The organism is Chryseobacterium gleum, from assembly GCF_900636535.1.
Classification (GTDB): domain Bacteria; phylum Bacteroidota; class Bacteroidia; order Flavobacteriales; family Weeksellaceae; genus Chryseobacterium; species Chryseobacterium gleum.
In genome coordinates, this window is sequence record NZ_LR134289.1 from 1833884 (window position 1) to 1854452 (window position 20569).

Genomic DNA, 20569 nt, shown 5'->3' on the forward strand with positions numbered 1-20569 from the left:
GGATATGGAAAAGAAGCTGGCATTAGAACAATTGAAACTTGCAACGCTGGATAGTCAGGGATTAACGCAAAATACACCGTTCGGAACCGGAAAAGATGCGGTTCTTAACGCTTTGGAGCATCTCGGATATATACAGATTGATACTTTATCTATGGTGGAACGTGCACACCATCATACGCTCTGGACAAGAATCCCCGATTTTCAGGCTAATTATCTGGACGAACTGGTAGAAGAACGTAAAGTATTTGAATATTGGTTTCATGCAGCATCTTATCTTCCCATGCAGGATTTCCGGTATGTTTTACCCCAGATGCTGGCCATCAAACGCGGAGAATCCCGCTATTATAATGCGGATCCTAAAGTGATGGAGTACGTCACAGATACCATCCGTAATGAAGGACCTAAAAGAGCAAGAGATTTTGAAAATGAAAGCCATAAAGCCGGAAGCTGGTGGAACTGGAAACCTGCCAAACTAGCCCTTGAACGGCTTTTCATGCAGGGAGACCTGATGATCAGCGGCCGTTCCGGAATGCAGAAAACTTATGACCTGGCTGAAAGAGTGCTGCCTTCTTCTGTGAACACCACAGAACCTACCCCACTTGAATTTGCAGAATATCTGGTCAAAACCAATCTCCGAGCCTATGGATTTACGACAGTAAAGCAGATCACTCATCTCCGTAAGGGAAATGAGCTGAAGAAAAATGTCAGTGAAGTACTGCAACGTATGCTGGAAGAAGGCAGAATATCAAAAATCAAGGCAGAAGGAGGAACTTCTGCTTTTGTACAGAATGATGTACTGAACAAAACATTGGATCTGACAGATTCCAAAGTATGGCTGCTGTCTCCGTTTGATAACTCAATTATCCACCGGGACCGTGTGAAACAGATCTTTGATTTCGACTTCCGGCTGGAATGCTATACGTCGAAGGAAAAAAGACAGTATGGCTATTTCTGTCTTCCCATCCTGTTTGGAGATCAGTTTATCGGAAGAGTCGACTGTAAAGCCCACAGAAAGGAAAAAAAGCTTGAGCTTATTCATTTACATATTGAAAACAGCACCGTCGCCCCTGAACTTTGGCTTATTCCTTTTGCAGAAACCTTAAAACGTTTCGCTGTGTTCAATGGTTGTGCATCTTTGGTTCTGACAAAAGTAAGCCCTTCAAAACTGGGTACTGTTATCAAAAAAGAATTGTCCAGATTAAAGCTAAAAAGGTAATCTTTACTGATCCGCTGAAAAGACAAATCGCATCATTGGCTTCAATGATACGATTTATTTTATCAGGGAAATCTTTTCTGATTAGTTAAATTGCCGGTTAGCTTTCTGTACAAAATCATTCCACTGCTGGTTCAGATAGGCTGTGGCTTTCTTTTTCTCATTGTCATTCAAAGAAGAATACTGAATAGAATTGAAGACCAGTTTTTTCAATGCCTTTACATCCAGTTCCCAATACACCAGTGTTGTCCAGAAATCATAACTCAGCCCCGTATATCCATACACAGAAGGATCATCACTATTGATTGAACATTGTATTCCGTTGCTTAATAAAACCCTGGCAGGATGGTTTCTCAGATCGCTTACATATCCTAAAATCTGATTGCTGATGGGGCTTACCTCAACCAGCTTGTTCTGTTTTCTGATCTGCTCCATTGTTTTTGGAAAATAGATAAGATTCAGCCCATGACCAATTCTCTTATTGTTCAACAAGGCTACGTCGAGAACATTTTCATTCAGGGCAGAATTACTTTCTCCTGCATGAAGGAAAAGAGGCAGTTCCACGCCGTACTTTTTGTGAAGTTCGTCCATTTTTGCCCAGCTTTTCTCAAAAAAACGGATATCATGTCCCGCCGCTTCATCTGCTACAAGATCAAAGCCTGAGATCATATCCGGAAATTCTTTCTTCATTACGAAAGCCGTTTCCAGTTGTTTTCCAATACTTTCATTATCTAAGAATTTAAAGCTTGAATAGATAAGCTTCAGCGTGAACTGCGGATCCGATTGGTGTATCTGCTTAAGAATATCCTGCAGATCTGTGATGGAAGTTTTCAAAGGATATTTTCCATGCTCAAAATCGTAAAGTTCATCAAAAATATATCTGATTTCCACATGCTGTACTTTATCTTTTATCAGATCCTGGAATCCTTTCAGATAATATTCCTTGAAGAAAGGACGGTACGGAAGCAGCAGGCTGATACGTTTAAAGCGTTTTTCAAATTCAATCCAATAATCTGTATAAGAACAAAGATGGTCACGTTTCAACGTAAGAAGATCCTGCAGTTCTTTTTCAAATCCAGGGCTTGAAGCCAGTTTCTTATCAAGGCTCACAAATCCTGCGGGCACTTTTCCCTTTTCAAAAAAAGCCAGCTGCCCGAAAATAAACTGATCATTATCTTTCTGGTCGTAAACATAGCTTTCCTGATATTTTCTCACCCTGGAAATAATCCATTTCACATCTGTTATCCCTCCGCTGTGGGTATGCAGCAAACCTCCTTTCGGCATCGTCTGGAGAAGCTGAAACAGATTGCTGTCTTCTATTAATGGTTTTAATTCATTAAAAGAACTGTTATATAGAGATATTTTCTTCGATTCCGTATCACTGAGGAGCTGTTTACGGATCCCGGATATTTTTTTATCCAAAAGAAGTTCCGCCTCAGATAAGCTGATATCAGCATCAAATGCCATCGCTTTGTTTTCCTGTTCTGATAAAGCCAGATTATGCCGGTATACAGACGTTTCAGTCATTTTACCTTGTCCCCAAAATAAGGGTGCTCCTAAAAGTGATATATAAATAAGGTATTTTTTCATCATAATATTGGAAGATTTTGTAACAACGGTTATGCTTAACCGTTAAAAGTAGCTTGTTACAGCAAAAATTATGCAGAATAATGCCGTTTCAAAAATAAGATTAATTTTTCTGTTAAAAACACTAAATTATGCACCAATAACCATTTCTCAGACCATCTTTTTCTGCAAACCCTTTTTTTATGTTTCCGATATCTCTTGCTGAAAATGCCAAAATCATATTCTTCTTTTTATTTTTTTCAATAAACAGGGCACTTTTTAACACTTTTTTAATCTATAACGGTTGTACTTATTTTGAAGTTTAATTACCTTTGTCTCTGGGATGCGGAAAAGGTTTTATCAATATTTGTACAGTTTGTTATTTGCATTGCTTACCGTTTTAGGTTGGTACTATGGGCAAATCCAGCAGTATATCTCAACAGATATTCCTTCTGATCTTCACTTTACTACGGATCTTCTGGTTCACCAGAAAAAAAGCATTAAAAAATCGTTTGCATTTCTTAAAAATCACGAGACCAATGATGCTTACAATATCAGCCATCCCCGCTACAACAAAATCAGAGCGAATCTTTCCGAAAATGACAACGAAAATGATGATAATGTAGAAACATCCGGTTCTACAGAACTTCTTGCCCTTTTCAAAGAAGGTTTCTGGCATCTGATCTCAGGCTTCGTCACTACATTTCACGACAGACAAATCGCTGTTTCACTTTCTCAGTCAGAACATTTAAAACCTTTACATGATGATCTGTACATCCAGTATAGGGTCATCCGACTGTGATTTTATAGTAATTTTTTCCGAAAACCTTATCAGCTTTCTTAATTTATTTTGAGAGCCGGTAACTCTATTTTTTCAATTATAAATTATTATAAAAACAATACTTATCATGGTCAAGAAAAGTCTCATGTATATCAGCTTGTGCCTTATTTTCCTGTTGGCAGGCTGCCAATCTGAAAAAAAGGAAAAAACAGAAGCAGCGTCTTTCAACGTTACAAGTCCGCTTGTAAAAGATACTTTGGTTAACAAAGATTATGTTGCTCAAATCCGTTCTATTAATCATATTGAGCTCCGTGCTCAGGAAAAGGGATATATCCAGTCTATTTATGTAGATGAAGGCCAGTTCGTACAGAAAGGCCAGCTGCTGTTCAAAATTATGCCTAATCTTTATGAATCTGATGTAAACCGTGCCAAAGCAGAGTCTAAATATGCACAAATTGAATATCAGAATACCAAGAACCTCTCCGACAAAGACATCGTCGCTCCCCAGGAAATGGCAATGGCTAAAGCAAAATATGAAAAAGCCCAGGCTGAACTGGCTTCAATGAACACCCATTTAAAATTTACCGAAATCCGTGCACCTTTTAGTGGAATTGTAGGAAAATTACACGTCAGAAAAGGTAGTCTGGTGGATGAAGGGGAACTGGTAACGGAACTCTCCGACAACAGCAAAATGTGGGTATATTTTAATGTTCCGGAAGCTGAATATCTTAACCAGATGGATGCGAAAAAGGATAACAGTCCGATGCATGTACGCCTTAGAATGGCCAATGGGAAAGAGTTTACACAAGATGGTATCGTACAGACCATAGAGTCTGATTTTGACAATGAGACCGGAAATATCGCTTACAGGGCCACTTTCCCGAATCCGAAAGGACTGCTGAGATACGGAGAAACCGGAAACATCGTCATTACGTCACCTTACGCCAATGCTATGATGATTCCTCAGAAGGCTACTTTCGAAGAGCTGGAAAAGAAATATGTCTATGTGATCGGTAAAGATGGTAAAGTACATGCCAGAGAAATAAAAGTTGCTGCCGAATTACCTCATATTTATGTAGTCGCTTCAGGGCTTGGAAAGGATGACAGAATCCTTCTGGAAGGTCTTAGAATGGTTCAGGAAAACCAAAAGATCAGCTCAAAATATCAAAAGCCTGAAAAAGTAATGTCTAACCTGGATCTGTACGCCGAGTAACCCCAAAGCAGCATTATGTTTAAAAAAGTAATACACCGACCGGTCTTCGCCATTGTGATATCGGTTGTAATCCTGTTTATGGGAGGGATTGCCATGAAGCAGCTTCCTACGGAGCAGTTTCCCAAGATTGCTCCAACCACAGTAGCTGTTTCCATTGCCTATCCCGGAGCAAGTGCAGATGTATTGGTAAAATCATCTTTGATTACGATTGAAAATGCCATCAACGGAGTTCAGGGAATGCGGTACATCACAACCGATGCCACCAGTGCCGGAGAAGCTACTGTAAACGTTGTTTTTGATCCCGGAACTGATCCGAATGAGGCAGTAGTTCTGGTAAAAACCAGAGTGGATCAGGTAATGCCTTTATTACCGGAACTGGTACAGAAAGAAGGGGTTGTGGTAAACCCTATCCAGCCGAGTATGCTGATGTACGTGAATCTTTACAGTACGAATAAAAGTATGGATGAAAAGTTCCTGTACAACTACTCTATGGTAAATATCATCCCGGAAATTAACCGTATCCACGGGATTGCAAAATCTCAGATCCTGGGAAGCCGCAGATATGCCATGCGTATCTGGCTGAATCCTGACCGTATGCGTGCTTATGATATCTCGGTAGATGAGGTGATGAAAGCTATTGGCGAACAAAGTATTATCGGGCGTCCGGGAAGAATCGGGCAAAGTTCCGGTATTGCTGCACAGTCACTGGAATATGTATTAACCTACAAAGGGCAGTACAATAAGCCGGAAGAATATGAGAATATCATTGTGCGCTCCAACGCAGAAGGAGAGAATGTAAAGCTGAAAGATATTGCCAAAGTAGAACTTGGAAGTGAATTCTTTGATATTTACTCCAATCTTGACGGGCATCCTTCCGCTTCTATCGTTTTAAAACAAAACTACGGAAGTAATGCGAATGACGTGATCAGAGATGTGAAAGCGAAACTGGCAGAAATGAAGGGGAACTTCCCTCCGGGAGTTGATTACAAGATCAGTTATGATGTTTCGCAATTCCTGGATGCTTCCATAGAACAGGTAATGCACACCCTGAGGGATGCATTTATCCTCGTTGCTATTGTAGTTTTCATTTTCCTTGGTGACTGGCGCTCTACCCTGATTCCTATTATTGCCGTACCTGTTTCTCTGATCGGAACGTTCTTTGTGATTCAGTTTTTTGGATTAACCATCAATCTTGTTACCCTTTTTGCATTGGTATTGGCCATCGGTATTGTGGTTGACAACGCTATTGTGGTGATAGAAGCTGTTCACGCCAAAATGGAAGACAGTAATATTTCACCTTACAAAGCGGTAAAAGAAGTAATGGGTGAAATTGCCGGAGCTATTATTGCCATTACAGCCGTGATGGTAGCCGTATTCATTCCGATCTCGTTTATGACAGGTCCTGTAGGAACTTTCTATCGTCAGTTTTCTATTACCATGGCAAGTTCTATCGTAATTTCTGCGGTAGTAGCCCTTACGCTGACTCCTGTTTTGGCGGCAATGTTATTGAAAAACCATCATGGAAAACCTAAAAAAGTAAATATTTTTACCAAAGCTTTAGACTCCTTTAACAGCGGTTTTGATAAAGTAACCGGAAAATACGCTTCATTCCTTAGAAAAATTGTGAGCCGAAAAGTGGTGACATGGGGAATTCTGATTGCTTTCTGCACCGGAATTTTTGTGATCAACAAAGTATTGCCAGGCGGATTTATCCCGAATGAAGACCAGGGAACTATTTATGCCATTATTCAGACTCCTCCGGGTTCTACCCTGGAGCAGACCAATAAAGTTTCGAGGACCTTACAGAAAATATGTATGGGCGTAGACGGTGTGGAATCTGTATCGTCACTGGCTGGATATGAGATTATGACGGAAGGGCGCGGCTCCAATGCAGGGACCTGTCTGATCAATCTTAAAAGCTGGAATGACCGTGATCATTCTGTAAAGGAAATCATGGAAGAGCTGGAAGAAAAATCAAAAGACCTTGGCGCTACGATTGAGTTTTTTGAACCACCTGCTGTACCGGGATTCGGATCTTCGGGAGGTTTCTCTATGAGATTGCTGGATCTGAACAGAACTACCGATTATCAGGAATTTGACAAAGCCAATAAAGATTTCATCGCCCAGCTAAAAAAGCGTAAAGAACTTTCAGGAGTATTTACCTTCTTTGCTGCCAATTATCCTCAGTATGAACTGGTGTTTGACAATAATGCCGCCATGCAGAAAGGAGTTTCTATCGGAAAAGCGATGGATAACCTTAACATTCTGATCGGTAGTACGTATGAACAGGGCTTTATCCGTTTCGGACAATTCTTTAAGGTGTATGTACAGTCATCTCCTGAGTTCAGAAGACTTCCTACGGATATCATGAATCTGTATGTGAAAAATGACCGTGACGAAATGGTACCTTATTCCGCATTTATGACGATGAAAAAGACGCAGGGACCTAACGAAATTACCCGTTACAACATGTACAATTCAGCTGCCATCCGCGGACTTCCGGCGGCAGGATATACCACCGCTGATGCTATTCAGGCCATCAATGAAACCGCTGCAAAAACACTTCCTCACGGATATAAAGTGGCATGGGAAGGATTGTCTTACGATGAAGCGCAGCGTGGTAATGAAGCCATCTATGTATTCCTTGTTGTGCTGGTATTCGTGTATCTGGTTCTGGCGGCTCAGTATGAAAGTTTCCTGATTCCGTTTGCTGTACTTTGTTCTTTACCGGTGGGAGTTTTCGGGTCTTTCTTATTATTAAAAGCAATGGGACTTGAAAACGACATCTACGCACAGGTAGGATTGATCATGATTATCGGATTACTGGGTAAAAATGCAGTACTTATTGTAGAGTTTGCCGTGAAAAGGCGTCAGGCAGGAGATTCTATTCTTGAAGCTGCAGTAGAAGGCTCCAAAGCCCGTTTCAGGCCAATCCTGATGACTTCTTTTGCCTTTATTGCAGGATTGGTTCCGCTTGTATTTGCAAGAGGTGCGGGAGCGATTGGAAACCATACCATTGGAGCATCTTCACTGGGAGGAATGTTGATAGGAACACTATTCGGGGTGATTGTCATTCCGGGCCTCTACTACATATTTGCCAAGTGGTCTGATGGTAAAAAAATGATTAAAGACGAAGATGAATCTCCATTAAGCGAAGACATGATCCATTATGAATAAAAGAAAAATATATCAATATGCAGGTCTGGCAGTCTTCTTATTAAGTCTTACTGCCTGTAAACCTATAGAAATAGAACAGCGTGCTGAAAATAAAACCGTCCCTGAAAAATACGGTTCAGCAGAAAATGACACTATCAATACGGGAAAGATGAAGTGGAATGAATACTTCAGTGACCCGCATCTTCAGGAACTGATTACGCAGGCTCTTCAAAATAATCAGGAACTGAATATTGTCCTTCAGGAAATTGAAATGTCTAAAAATGAAATCAAAGCCAAAAAAGGGGAATATCTTCCGTCTGTGGGTTTAAAAGCCGGTGCAGGAGTAGATAAGGTAAGCCGCTATACCAATATCGGGGCTATGGAGGCCAACACTGAAATAGAACCCGGCCGTGAAATGCCGGAGCCATTATTTGATTTTGGAGTAGGTGCCCAGGCACAATGGGAAACAGATATCTGGGGAAAACTTCATAATGCAACGAAAGCTCAGGTACAGCGATATCTTGCCAGCATTGAAGGCAAAAATTTCATGACCACCAATCTTATTTCAGAGATTGCAGATTCTTATTATGAGCTGCTGGCATTGGATAATGAACTGGTTATTCTGAATCAGAATATTAAAATTCAGAATGATGCGCTGGAGATTATCAAGGATTTAAAAAAGAATGCCCGGTCCAATGAGCTGGCAGTGCAGCGATTTGAAGCCCAGGTCCTGAAAACTCAGGGAATGCAGTATGATATTCAGCAGAAAATTGTTGAAACTGAAAATAAAATCAATTATCTGGTAGGAAGATTTCCTCAGCCTGTAGAAAGAAGCCAGAATTCTTTTGATTCTATTGTTCCGCAGGCAGTGTATGGAGGAATGCCTTCTGAACTTTTAGAAAACCGCCCTGACATCAAGCAGGCAGAATATGAACTTGCAGCAGCCAAACTTGACATCAAAGCAGCCAAGGCAAGGTTCTACCCTTCTCTTGATCTTTCTGCCGGAATCGGGTTACAGGCTTTTAATCCGCTGTATATCATCAAACCTCAGTCGTTTCTGTTTTCTCTTGCAGGAGAGCTTACCGCTCCACTGATCAACAGAAGAGCGATTAAAGCTGCATATTATAATGCGAATGCGAGACAGATCCAGGCTGTCTATCATTATGAACAGACCATTCTGGGAGCTTATATTGAGGTAGCAAACCAGTTATCGAAAATCCATAATCTGGAAAGCAGTGTGAACATCAAATCGAAGGAAGTAAATGCTTTAACAAAATCTATAGATATTTCCAACGACCTGTTCAAATATGCCCGTGCCGATTATATGGAAGTCCTGCTTACTCAGCGGGATGCCCTGGAATCTAAGTTTGAGCTGGTAGAAAAGAAGGTTAATCAGCTCAAAGCGAGTGTTGCTGTCTACAGAGCCTTGGGTGGCGGTTGGGACCAGACTCCGTTGGCTGTTCCGGATATCAGCAAACAATAAAATTCTTTTTCAATCTTGTTTTTATAGGAGTCTGCCAAAAGGCAGGCTTCTTTTTTATGGTTTTGGCTAAAGCCAGATGAAATTTTATTTTTTAATAAACAGGCTAAAGCCCGTTTCTATTGAATATTCTCAATTTTCCCACTGATTACACAGATAAACACATATGTTTGAGATTATTTTATATCATAATTGATGATTGATAATCGATCATTCATCATTCATCACTTATAATTCAAATCGTCCTTAGCCCTGATAGCAGCGGTTACCCCACAGCAGAAAGTGGATTCAGCCAGGTGCGAGGAGTATGAGCGGATAGCAGGATGAAGCTCCTGATCCTTATTCTCATGAAAATACAGCTATAAAATAAACAAAAAGTCTACAAAATAAATAGACTTCTAATTTTAATTTTAATTCATAATTGAAAATTAACTTTTTTATCATTTTTTAACATTTTCAAAATAACAATCAATATATTCAAAATCAAATATTTACGATTTAAAAATTTCATTTAAATCAATTAATCTACTAATTTAGTAGACTAATATGATTTATCTCATATTCTCCTTTTACAGGTGTTTGTCTTTTATTAAATAATTTTGACCCAGTTAAAAAAACATAAACTTTATTCTCATGAATAAGAATACCTTTAATTCTTACCTATGCACCATTACGGCGGCAGCTCCTGCACAGCAAAATTGTTGTGGAATGTCTGTCCTTTCACAGCACAACTGCATTTCTCAAGACATGTGCTTTGATATGATGTGCATGATGATGATGTGCTAACTTTTTAAGAGATACATTCATTACTGTAGGAATTAAAGCCAGAGAGTTCAAGGCTTCTTTCATCCGGGTACATCTCCTGTAAATTTTAATCTTTTTTTATATCCTCCCTGGAAAAGGAGGCAGGGAATTATTATTTCTTACATAGAGATCAGCAGTAATACACAATTCAACTTTAAACCTAGATTAATATAATGAAAAAGAAACAATGCAAGCTTGGTGTATTGGCCTTACTGCTATTCGCGGAATATGGTTTTGCCCAAAGCAAAGACAGCCTTTCCAGGGAAACCTCCATCAAAGAAGTTGTGGTGGTAGCCTTTGGAAAGCAGAAAAAAGAAGAGATTACAGGATCTGTACAGTCGTTGAAGGCCAAGGATCTTTCTAATCTTCAAAACGGAAATATTCTTCAGGGAATTGGAGGAAAAGTAGCGGGAGTACAGGTAATCTCCTCAGGACAGCCAGGTTCCCAGCCTACCATCAGGATGCGAGGAATTGGCTCTATCAATGCATCCAGCGACCCGTTAATTGTACTGGACGGCATTCCGTACAGTGGAAATCTCAACAGTATTGCCGCATCGGATATTGAAAGCATTTCCTTTCTTGAAGATGCTTCTTCCAATGCTTTATATGGTTCCAGAGGGGCCAATGGAGTAATCATTGTGAATACAAAAAGAGGGAAAAGCAAAGGACTGAGCATTGAGGCTGATGTGCGAACCGGGGTTAACTTCAGATCTATTGAAGATTATTCTGTGTATACTTCTCCGCAGGATTATTATGCAGCCTACTACAACAGAGCCAGAATAGGTGAAATTGCAAGGCTGAAACAACCGGGTTCTGTTCCGTCTGGTGCTTCTCCTCATGATGTAGGCCTTGCAGCATTGACCAAACTGGGATATAATGCTTATAATGTTCCTTTCAATCAACTGATCTCAAAGGATGGTTCCTTCAATCCCGATGCGAAATTATTATACCAGGACGACTGGAAGAAACTGCTTTTCAGGCCTGCTTTGAGAAGGGAAGCCACCGTAGGAATCAATGCCAATAGTGACCAGGTAAAATCATATACTTCGCTTAATTATCTTGACGATAAGGGATATTTAATTTCTTCAGGCTTTGAAAGATTCGGAATCAGGTCTAATGTAGACTACTCCATCACTTCAAAACTGAAATTAACCAGTGCTTTATCTTATACTTACAGCAAACAGGATTTTGGTGAGACCGGCGGTTTTTCCAACCCTTTCCAGTTTGCCAGAAATATTGCTCCTTTCTATCCTGTCTTCCTGCGGGACAACAATTACCAAAGACTTTACGACAAGTATGGAAATGCTCTATATGACTATGGAGACGGCCAGGGACCCAACGGCGCCACAAGATCTTATGCTGTTTTTGAAAATCCTGTAGGCAACCTTCAAAAAAACAAATCTCAGACTGTAAGTAATGTGACCAACCTTAATCTTGGGTTAAATTATGAAATCATTAAAGGGCTGGATTTTACCTATAATTTCGGGGCATATCTCGAAAATACAAGAAACCTGCAGTTCGGGAATACGGAAGGAGGAACTTCTTCTTCTGTAGGAGGAACTATTTCACAGAGTTCTAACTTTAAATATACCCTAAACCACCAGCAATTACTTACCTATCAGAAAAAACTGGGAAATCACAGCTTCAATCTCCTTGTAGGGCATGAGCTGAATAAGATCAAAGATGATGGTTTTTCAGGATCAAAGCAACAGCTTTTATTGCCTGATTCACAAGCTTTTGACAATGCTGTAAAAATTACCGGTTTATCCGGAAGCGGCTATGAATATGCTGTAGAAGGGTATTTTACAAGATTACTGTATAATTATGATGGTAAATATTTCTTTAATGCCAACGTCCGAAGAGATGGCTCTTCAGTCTTTTCGCCTGAAAGCAGATGGGGAAACTTCTATGGACTTGGATTAGCTTGGAATATTGCAAAAGAAGATTTTCTAAAGGATAACACCGTGATTAATTCTTTAAAACTAAAAGCTTCTTACGGTCAGCAGGGAAATGACAACATTCTTTTAAGTGGCTCCACTAGAGATTATTATGCCTATCAGGACATTTACGGAATTAATAATTTCGGAGATGATAAGCCTGTTCTGTCTCTGAAGAAGCAAGGGAATAAAGATTTAAAATGGGAAACTTCGAAAAACCTGAATGCCGGTTTTGAGCTCTCCCTTTTAAAAAACAGAATAACCTTAAATGCTGATTATTTTGAAAGGAAGGTTTCTGATATGATCTATACACTTCCCCTTCCTCCATCTAATGCAGGTTCATATGTGAAATATGGAAACATCGGGGATATGACCAACAGAGGAGTTCAGGCCAATCTAAGTGTAGATATACTTCGCGGTGATGAATTCCAGTGGAGTGTGTATGCCAATGCCACTCATTATAAAAATAAGATCACCCGGTTACCGGCTGAACAGAGAAATACAGGTCTTGTAACCGGTTTGTTTATTCTTACAGAAGGTGGGGACCGTTATACTTATTTCCTCAAAGAATTTGCCGGAGTAAATCCTGAAAACGGTGACGCGCTGTGGTACCGTACCGCAATAAATCCAGCTACTCAAAAGGAAGAAAGAACAGTTACCAATAATTATAAGGAGGCTACCGACTATAACACCGGAAAATCTGCCATTCCAAAGGTATATGGCGGGTTCGGGACTGATTTTTCTTACAGGAGATTTAATCTGGCAGTCAATTTTGCTTACCAATTCGGAGGGTATGGATATGATGACATCTACAGGAGCCTATTCCATTCTGACAGTTATGGGTCCAACTATTCAACGGATCTGGATAAAACATGGACTCCTGAAAATCCAAATGCAGCATTGCCAAGGGTAGATCTTACGGCAACGAACCAGAATGGAAATTCAACACTTTATCTGATCAAGTCAGATTATATCAGTCTTCAGGATGTAACCCTGTCCTATCAGCTTCCCGATGGTTTTGCGCAGCAGGCCGGCTTGTCAGGTCTGAAAATTTATGTAACGGGAAACAATCTTTATTTGTGGTCCAAGAGAAAAGGATATGATCCGAGAGCTTCACTGACCGGAGTTTCAGATTCATATCGTTATTCCCTGCTGTCCAGTGTCTCATTAGGCTTTAAACTTAATTTTTAAAAAGAACAGGAATGAAAAAAATAAAATACTTCATAACGGCTGTCACTATTGGTTTTATTACAGTCAGCTGTGCCAATAATCTCAATACTTTGCCGGACGGAGATATTTCAGGTGAACAACTCAATAATGATGCGAACAGCCCTGAAAAAATACTGGGTGGGATCTATCTTGATCTTCGCAGCAATGGTGCGGGTGGTACTACCGTGCACTCAGATTTCGGAATCATGGGAATCAAAGCGGGTGCTGATCTGATGTCTAACGATGTCATCCAGTCTACCAACCAGCATTTGGGAATGTTTTATAATTATGAAGCCACCAATGCCAGCAATATCGCTTCTGAAATTGTGTGGACCACTTTTTATGCCAGAATATTTGTGATCAATAAACTTCTTGATGGCCTGGATAAAAATGCCAATGCAAAAAACAGATCGATTGCAGGTCAGCTGCTGGCTTTGAGAGCCTACTCCTACTTTTACCTGGTTCGTTTCTATGCCCATGATTATAACGGGCATCAGTCTGAACCGGGGCTTCCATTGGTTCTTACGGCAAGCAATCCGAATCAGGGACTTCCGAGATCAACAGTTGCTGAGGTGTATGCACAGATCAAAAAAGATATTGTGGAATCCGTTTCACTTTTAGATAGTTACTCACGTCCATCCAGAGCCCAGATAGATCAAAGAACTGCCAAGGCTATTGCAGCCGAAATATTTCTGGAAACAGGAGATTATATACAAGCCGCTCAATATGCCGGAGAAAGTAAACAGGGAATTACTCTGATGACGGAAGATGACTATACCACTACCGGATTTTCCAACATTAATAATCCGGAGGTAATATGGGGTTTTCATAATACAATTTCCACGATGAGTATCGGAAATTACTATGCCTCTTTCTTCTCTATGTTTGATAATACCAATGAAGGCTATGCAGGAGCAGCGCAGATCCGTAAGCTGATAGACAAGCGTCTTTATGAAGCTATACCGGCAACAGATTACCGTAAGAAAGTGTTCAATGGCAGCCAGAATGCAGCATATACTTTCAATGGAAAAACTAAAAATTATCCACCTTACGTAAGCTGGAAGTTTAAAGATCCTACCCTTTTTGAAGGAGATTATATTTACATCAGGGCTTCTTCCCTTTATTATATTCAGGCAGAAGCCCTGGCCAGACAGGGAAGAGAAGCTGAAGCAAGACAGGTATTATTTGATATTACTTCAAAAAGAGATCAGGCTTATACCCTATCTACCAAGTCAGGCAGTGAACTGATCAATGAAATTATTCTCCAGAAAAGAATAGAACTTTGGGGTGAAGGCTATGCCTGGTTTGATATGAAAAGATTAAATATCCCATTAGAGCGTATATACACAGGAACCAACCATACTTTTGGAAGATTCAACCTGACACCGGATAAATTCAGGTTCCAGATTCCTAATAAAGAAATTAATAATAACCCACAAATCAAGCAGAATGACTAGATAAAACAAAAAACAATTTTACATTCAAATATATTCAGTGACGAGGCATCATTTATTTGTAAATGGTGCCTTTTTTATAGATAATTACTGAATTATAAGATTCTTAAACATAGAGTTTTATTACCAAAGGCAACTATATACAATTCTACATCATTGTCATTCTGATGAGGGAAGAATTAAATAAGCTTTTATAAAGGATTGAATTCACTTTTAGTTTTATTTTAATTCACTAAACCACATTTTTAACATTTATTTAAATTGGTTTAGCAAATATTGATTTGAATATTTTTTCAAACTGTTTTTCAGTGCATTATATTTACTTCAGTAATTATCACGCTGTCACCATCCGAAACCACCATCTTTTGTAAAAAAGATTCAAATTAATGATTCACAGTCAGTTGAATAAGCAATGCAATCCATAGCACCGGCAGATGATCTCTGACAGATATTAAAAAAAAATGTTACTTTTGCTCTAACGAATAAAATTGCTTTTTAGCTTTTTTATGAGTAAGTTTATGTGCACCAATTTATAAAACATTAAAATTCATTCCATGAGAAAAATAATTCTACTTATTACATGTATGTTCGGTATTTCAGTTTTCTCACAGATCAAAGTGTTGAAAAATGAAAGTTTGGTGGAAATTGGTAAAGATAATTCCGTTGGTCTATATAAAAAGGAAGATAAATTTACAGTGAACTACCAGGATCTGAACACCAGCAACCTGAATACAATCCGCTCTTTTTCATTCCAGAACCTTAATAATGATGTTGCCGGATTATATAAGCTTATTATGGATGGCTTTGTCTCCACTCCGGATGAGAATGTCGTATTGGAGCTTCCTAATGATATCATTGAACTTCATTATGAAAAGAATTACGGGCAGCAAACCATGCAGTTTATCCAGGTGATCAACAAAAACCGGAAATATATAGGAAAATCACAGTTTTTAACCCAAAAGCAGGTAGATAAAATCTTCGGAAGAACCAATGGAAAGTACACGATGTACGATAAACCAGCCAGTATAAATCCTGCTGCAGCTAAAGGCACCACAAACACAGCCTCTACAGCAGCTCCCGGATCCGGCGGTGCCAAGAAAAAATCAAGAAAATAATTATATTTTATAAATATTGCGAAACTCATTCCATCGGATGAGTTTTTTTATTTTATTTTTGCAGAAAGACATTATAATTTATGCCGCTTCAGATAATCAATTTAACCAAAAAATTTGGTGAACAGACTGCCCTTGACAACATCAACATTTCTATTGATAAAAATGAAATTATCGGTCTTCTTGGTCCGAATGGTGCCGGAAAATCTACCCTGATGAAATCTATTGTCGGTGCACTGAAAATTGATCAGGGTGAAATCATTTTCAATGGCCTGAACATCTCTGAAAATGCGATTGAAAGTAAAAAGAAAATAGGCTTTCTTCCTGAAAACAACCCGCTTTATCTGGAAATGTATGTAAAGGAATATCTTCAGTTTGTGGCCAACATTCACAAGATTCCTGAATCCAGAGTAAATGAGGTTATTGAACTGGTAGGAATTACCCCCGAAAAATCAAAGAAGATCGGACAGCTGTCTAAAGGATACAAACAGCGTGTAGGGCTTGCCCAGGCCATTATTCACCAGCCGGATTTACTTATTCTGGACGAACCTACCAACGGCCTGGATCCTAACCAGATCATTGAAATCCGTAATGTGGTGAAAGAAATCGGACAGCAAAAGACTGTTTTATTATCAACGCATATCATGCAGGAAGTGGAAGCACTTGGCTCCAGAGTGATTCTTATTCATAAAGGAAATATTCTTCAGGACTGCCCTATTGATGAATTCAAAGGTAAATTTGAAAGCCTGGAAGAAGCGTTTGCAAGCTATACGCAAAATTTTGAGATTCGGCTTTAAGATTAATAATGAAGACAAAATTTACTTTTAAAGCATTGTTAATACCATTACTTTTAATTCCTATATTATATCTCATTATCTTAATTATTCCTGGAATTTTCATTACAAAGAATTTTAGTACGCCTTTATTCCCAAGAATATTTATCCCAGCTATACTTATTTTTTCGTCTTTAGTACTATTTGGAGAAGTAAGAACAAAATGTATCAGTGTAACAATCAATAAAGATAATGTTGTTGTCAGAAGATTTTTTGGACTTCTAGTAAAAACTTATAAAATTTCTGAAATTGAGGGTTGGAAATTTAGCTATCTGACTGGTAAGGGAGGGACTTACGAATATCTTTATTTATATAAAGCAGGAAATAAAATTGTAAAGATATCGGAATTCTATCATAAAAATTATTTTCAGATAAAAAACTACATCCAAGGAAATTTTAAGCACTTAGGTTATGAAAAGTTATCTTACACAGATGAGTTTAAAGAAATATTTAAATAATTATTTTAATTTATTTTAGCTCATACAAATTTATTATAATTAAAAAATCATTGTAATAAACTTTACGCACTTGTTCTTAAAAAGAACATTTAGCTGAAATATGGCGTTATATTTGATAGAATCTGAAATGTTAACCAATAACCATTTAATATGATAAAGCATATTTTATTAGGGACTTTCTGCTTAGCTCAGTTTTCTTTCGTTAATGCCAAAGAGATTCCCAATCCGAAAACAGGTGGTTTTATAACTTCTTCTGCCATCCAACAGGTGCCAAAGACTGTTATTATCAAAACCAAAAAGTTCAAAATCAGAGTTGACAAGCAGCCAAACGGCAAATATCTTTACCAATCATGGAATGCCAATGCAAAGATCACAGCGAAACCAAGTATGATCATCAGTGATGGCGAACTGATTCCTGATGGTACGGGAGGAAATTATTACATTAACTTCAGCAATGAAGGACACAGTTATCAGGTCTGGAGAAATTACCTTACGGATTCTCCGAAAAAAGCCCCTTACACATTGGTTGTAAATGATGCGAATGACCGTGTAATTGTGCGTCAGGATGGATATGTGGTTAAAAATTAGGAGACATAAAGGATGGAAGCTGGAGGATAGAAGCTGGAAGTTGTAGCCTGTTTACTCAAATTCACCTTTTTATAAAATAAGAATCCTGTATTAATACAGGATTTTTTATGTTCCGGATTGTTTTAATTCTGTAAAAAAGGTGCTTTCTTCGTAACTCTCTTTTGCAGATTTGTAACCGATATTAAAAATCTCCTCAAGCCTGTCTTTCCTGCGCTCAAAGGTTCCGTAAGCCGCTAATTTCTGGGAAGAAATAAACCAGTCACAATAATCAAATTTTATTTTTTCTATCCTGTAGGAAAGAAGATCATAGGAACGGGAAACGATGGCCTTAATGGAGTTTAGATCTTTAATTTTAGCTTCATTGGGCGGAGATACAAAAACACCAATCAGTTTATCACAATCATCCCTGATGATATCTGCAGGAAAATTGTTCAGCACGCCTCCGTCACAGTACATTTCATCACCAATGATGTATGGTGTTGTTATACCGGGGATAGAACAGGACGCGATAATGGCATCAACAATTTCAAAATCCTTATCAAAAATTTTCTGGGTTCCGGCAACGAGCTCTGTTGCAACAATTTTCACTTCTATATCCAGATCTCCCAATTTCATATCATGAAAAATAGGTTTCAGATAATTTCTGAAAATCACTGAAGAAACCAGTCCCGGCTGATTGAAGGTAAAATGCTTCCAGTTGAAAAAATAAACGGAATTGAAAAACTCAAGAATTTCCTCCGGAGATTTGCCTATAGCATGAAGGCACCCCACAATAGATCCTGCACTGCAACAGGAAAGGATATCTACTTCAATACCTTTTTCCTGTAAGAATTTTAATACACCTGCATGAGCGATTCCTTTAGTACCGCCGCCTGATAAAACAAGTCCTACTCTTTCAAAATTCATAGAATAAATGTAAGAAAACGGACTGAAATAATTAAGTTAATTTTAATAAATATGCTGATTTTAAAATTATTTTAATAAAAATCTGTTTAAAAGAATCAATTGCCAGATTTTCAAGCTATTAAAGAATCCAAATAATAATAAATTCAATTTGGAACGATTGGTTTAAATTGTATATTTGCAGTATGCCAAGAAATAAAGAATTCGACTATACGGAAAAACTTGAAATAGCCCGCAATCTCTTTTGGGAAAAGGGATATCATGCTACCTCAATGCACGATATTGTAGATGCTATGAAGCTGAACAGAAGCAGTATTTATGATACCTATGGCAATAAACATGATTTGTTTTTGAAATGCTTATCAAATTATTCTGGTTTCAAAGAAAATCAATATTATCAGGCATTACAAGCAAAAAATGAGGGTATTACCGCGCTTGAAAACATTATCCGTGATGTTGTTGAACAGACTATAACTGATAATAAAGCATGTCTTACGGTGAAAACCATTTTCGAAATTGTTCCGGAAGATCAGGAAGCCAGGCAGCTTATTTTAAATAGCGGCAAATCCTTACTGGCTATTTTAGAAAAAGCGATAGTACAGGCTCAGGAAGATGGAAATATCAAAAGTACAACTTCAGCTCAGATTATTGCCCGCTATATATTATCTTCTTTCAGCAGCTTCTGGAGTCATTATAATCTGACCCAAAATAAAAAGGAAGTAATGGAAATGGTTGACTTTTTAATAGAACAGATTAAGAAGTAAATTTTTTTTATCTCATTCTGGAACGATCGGTTTAAATAAAATAAATGAAGAATAAAATCATAATAACGGCTACTCTCCTGATCTTTATAAACATTACCAATATGAAAGCTCAGGAGAAGCCAGCAATACAAAAACAAAAAAATATGAACAATACAGATCTGGCGACACTTCGCAAAAACAAAGTGATAACCTATTTCAAAAAAGTGGATGAAGGGCAATTTGACGAGGAATATTTTAATCTCTATACAGATGATGTAGAAATGTATTATCCTAAATTCGGGTTTGAAAAGGGAAAAAATGGAATCATGAATTTTGGAAAAGTAATGGGAGCCCATCTTCAAAGTCTAAGCCATGATATTGATAATTTTAAATATGTAATCTCTAACCATAGTATTGTGGTAGAGGGAACAGAAAGAGGAATCACAAGATCCGGAAAGGAATGGCCTGATTATAAGACCTCTCATGGTAAATTCTGTAATGTTTTTGAGTTCGAGGACGAATTCATCAAACGTATACATGTTTATGTAGATCCTGATTTTACTTCAGAAGATGCAGACAGAGTAAATATCTTTAAAAATCCATTGCTTGATATCAACAAAAAATCTATAAAAACAACAAAGCAGGTTGTAGATGAATTTTTTGCTTTACAATCCGGAAAAAAGGAAGGAAATATTATGGATTTATTTTCTGATCATGTAGACTGGGACTTACCCGGGAATAAACAAAAATTTCCATGGACAGGTAAAAGGCAAACTAAGAAGGAAATAGAAGAGTTTTTTAAAGAATTATACTCAAATGTCAAACCGGAAAAATTTGAAATCGACTTTATTGCTGTTAATGGTGAAAATGCCACCGCTACCGGACATCTGTCTTCAAAAATCCTTGCCTACAACAAGGTATTCAGTACTGAGTTTGTAGTAATTTTTAAAGTAGTACATGGTAAGATTGTAAAATATCATTTTATAGAGGATAGTTACAAACTTAATGAAGAAATGCAGTCCAAAGTTATTAAAGTACAATAAAGACCTTTGACAAAGTTCTTATTACTTCAACTAAAAAAACCCGGATTTCTCCGGGTTTCATTATATATAAAATTCT

General features: G+C 38.2%; 15 protein-coding genes. 13 read left to right on the top strand and 2 right to left on the bottom strand.

Annotated features, from left to right (window positions below):
* Positions 1-4 precede the first annotated feature (4 nt).
* A complete protein-coding gene (locus tag EL165_RS08495; RefSeq protein WP_002977856.1) occupies positions 5-1216 on the top strand; it encodes a winged helix-turn-helix domain-containing protein in 1212 nt (403 codons plus the stop codon).
* An 81-nt stretch (positions 1217-1297) separates the two neighbouring features.
* On the opposite strand, the gene EL165_RS08500 is transcribed toward EL165_RS08495, so the two are convergent.
* A complete protein-coding gene (locus tag EL165_RS08500; protein ID WP_002977854.1) occupies positions 1298-2806 on the bottom strand; it encodes an amidohydrolase family protein in 1509 nt (502 codons plus the stop codon).
* Positions 2807-3155: 349 nt separating this feature from the next.
* On the opposite strand from EL165_RS08500, the gene EL165_RS08505 reads away from it, so the two are divergent.
* From EL165_RS08505 to EL165_RS08550, 10 genes are all read left to right on the top strand, one after another.
* Positions 3156-3581 carry a hypothetical protein gene (locus tag EL165_RS08505; RefSeq protein ID WP_126358606.1) on the top strand — a complete coding sequence of 142 codons (426 nt, stop codon included), beginning with the start codon at positions 3156-3158 and terminating at the stop codon, positions 3579-3581.
* Positions 3582-3687: 106 nt separating this feature from the next.
* Positions 3688-4773, top strand: a complete 1086-nt coding sequence (locus EL165_RS08510; protein WP_002977846.1) for an efflux RND transporter periplasmic adaptor subunit — start codon at positions 3688-3690, stop codon at positions 4771-4773.
* Positions 4774-4788: 15 nt separating this feature from the next.
* Positions 4789-7950: an efflux RND transporter permease subunit gene (locus EL165_RS08515; RefSeq protein ID WP_002977844.1), complete on the top strand. Its 3162-nt coding sequence runs from the start codon at positions 4789-4791 to the stop codon at positions 7948-7950.
* Positions 7943-9412, top strand: a complete 1470-nt coding sequence (locus tag EL165_RS08520; RefSeq protein ID WP_002977842.1) for a TolC family protein — start codon at positions 7943-7945, stop codon at positions 9410-9412. The genes EL165_RS08515 and EL165_RS08520 overlap by 8 nt, the downstream gene beginning before the upstream one ends.
* A gap of 974 nt (positions 9413-10386) precedes the next feature.
* Entirely contained in the window at positions 10387-13341 is a 2955-nt protein-coding gene (locus tag EL165_RS08525) for a SusC/RagA family TonB-linked outer membrane protein (RefSeq protein WP_002977837.1), read from the top strand.
* Positions 13342-13352: 11 nt separating this feature from the next.
* Positions 13353-14816 (top strand): RagB/SusD family nutrient uptake outer membrane protein, encoded by a 1464-nt coding sequence (locus EL165_RS08530; RefSeq protein WP_002977836.1) that lies wholly within the window; start codon positions 13353-13355, stop codon positions 14814-14816.
* Positions 14817-15367: 551 nt separating this feature from the next.
* Positions 15368-15928: a hypothetical protein gene (locus EL165_RS08535; RefSeq protein ID WP_002977833.1), complete on the top strand. Its 561-nt coding sequence runs from the start codon at positions 15368-15370 to the stop codon at positions 15926-15928.
* 80 nt (positions 15929-16008) lie between these two features.
* Positions 16009-16722: an ABC transporter ATP-binding protein gene (locus EL165_RS08540; RefSeq protein ID WP_002977831.1), complete on the top strand. Its 714-nt coding sequence runs from the start codon at positions 16009-16011 to the stop codon at positions 16720-16722.
* 8 nt (positions 16723-16730) lie between these two features.
* Positions 16731-17216 carry a hypothetical protein gene (locus EL165_RS08545; protein ID WP_002977829.1) on the top strand — a complete coding sequence of 162 codons (486 nt, stop codon included), beginning with the start codon at positions 16731-16733 and terminating at the stop codon, positions 17214-17216.
* A gap of 150 nt (positions 17217-17366) precedes the next feature.
* Positions 17367-17804: a hypothetical protein gene (locus EL165_RS08550; protein ID WP_002977827.1), complete on the top strand. Its 438-nt coding sequence runs from the start codon at positions 17367-17369 to the stop codon at positions 17802-17804.
* 105 nt (positions 17805-17909) lie between these two features.
* Here EL165_RS08550 and EL165_RS08555 read toward each other — a convergent pair whose 3' ends face one another.
* Positions 17910-18710, bottom strand: a complete 801-nt coding sequence (locus tag EL165_RS08555) for a patatin-like phospholipase family protein (RefSeq protein WP_002977825.1) — start codon at positions 18708-18710, stop codon at positions 17910-17912.
* Positions 18711-18892: 182 nt separating this feature from the next.
* Here EL165_RS08555 and EL165_RS08560 point away from each other — a divergent pair, with 182 nt between their 5' ends.
* Positions 18893-19471, top strand: coding sequence for a TetR/AcrR family transcriptional regulator (locus tag EL165_RS08560; RefSeq protein WP_002977823.1), 579 nt, complete (start codon positions 18893-18895; stop codon positions 19469-19471).
* Between the two features lie 44 nt (positions 19472-19515).
* Positions 19516-20493, top strand: coding sequence for a nuclear transport factor 2 family protein (locus EL165_RS08565; protein WP_002977822.1), 978 nt, complete (start codon positions 19516-19518; stop codon positions 20491-20493).
* Positions 20494-20569: the final 76 nt, after the last annotated feature.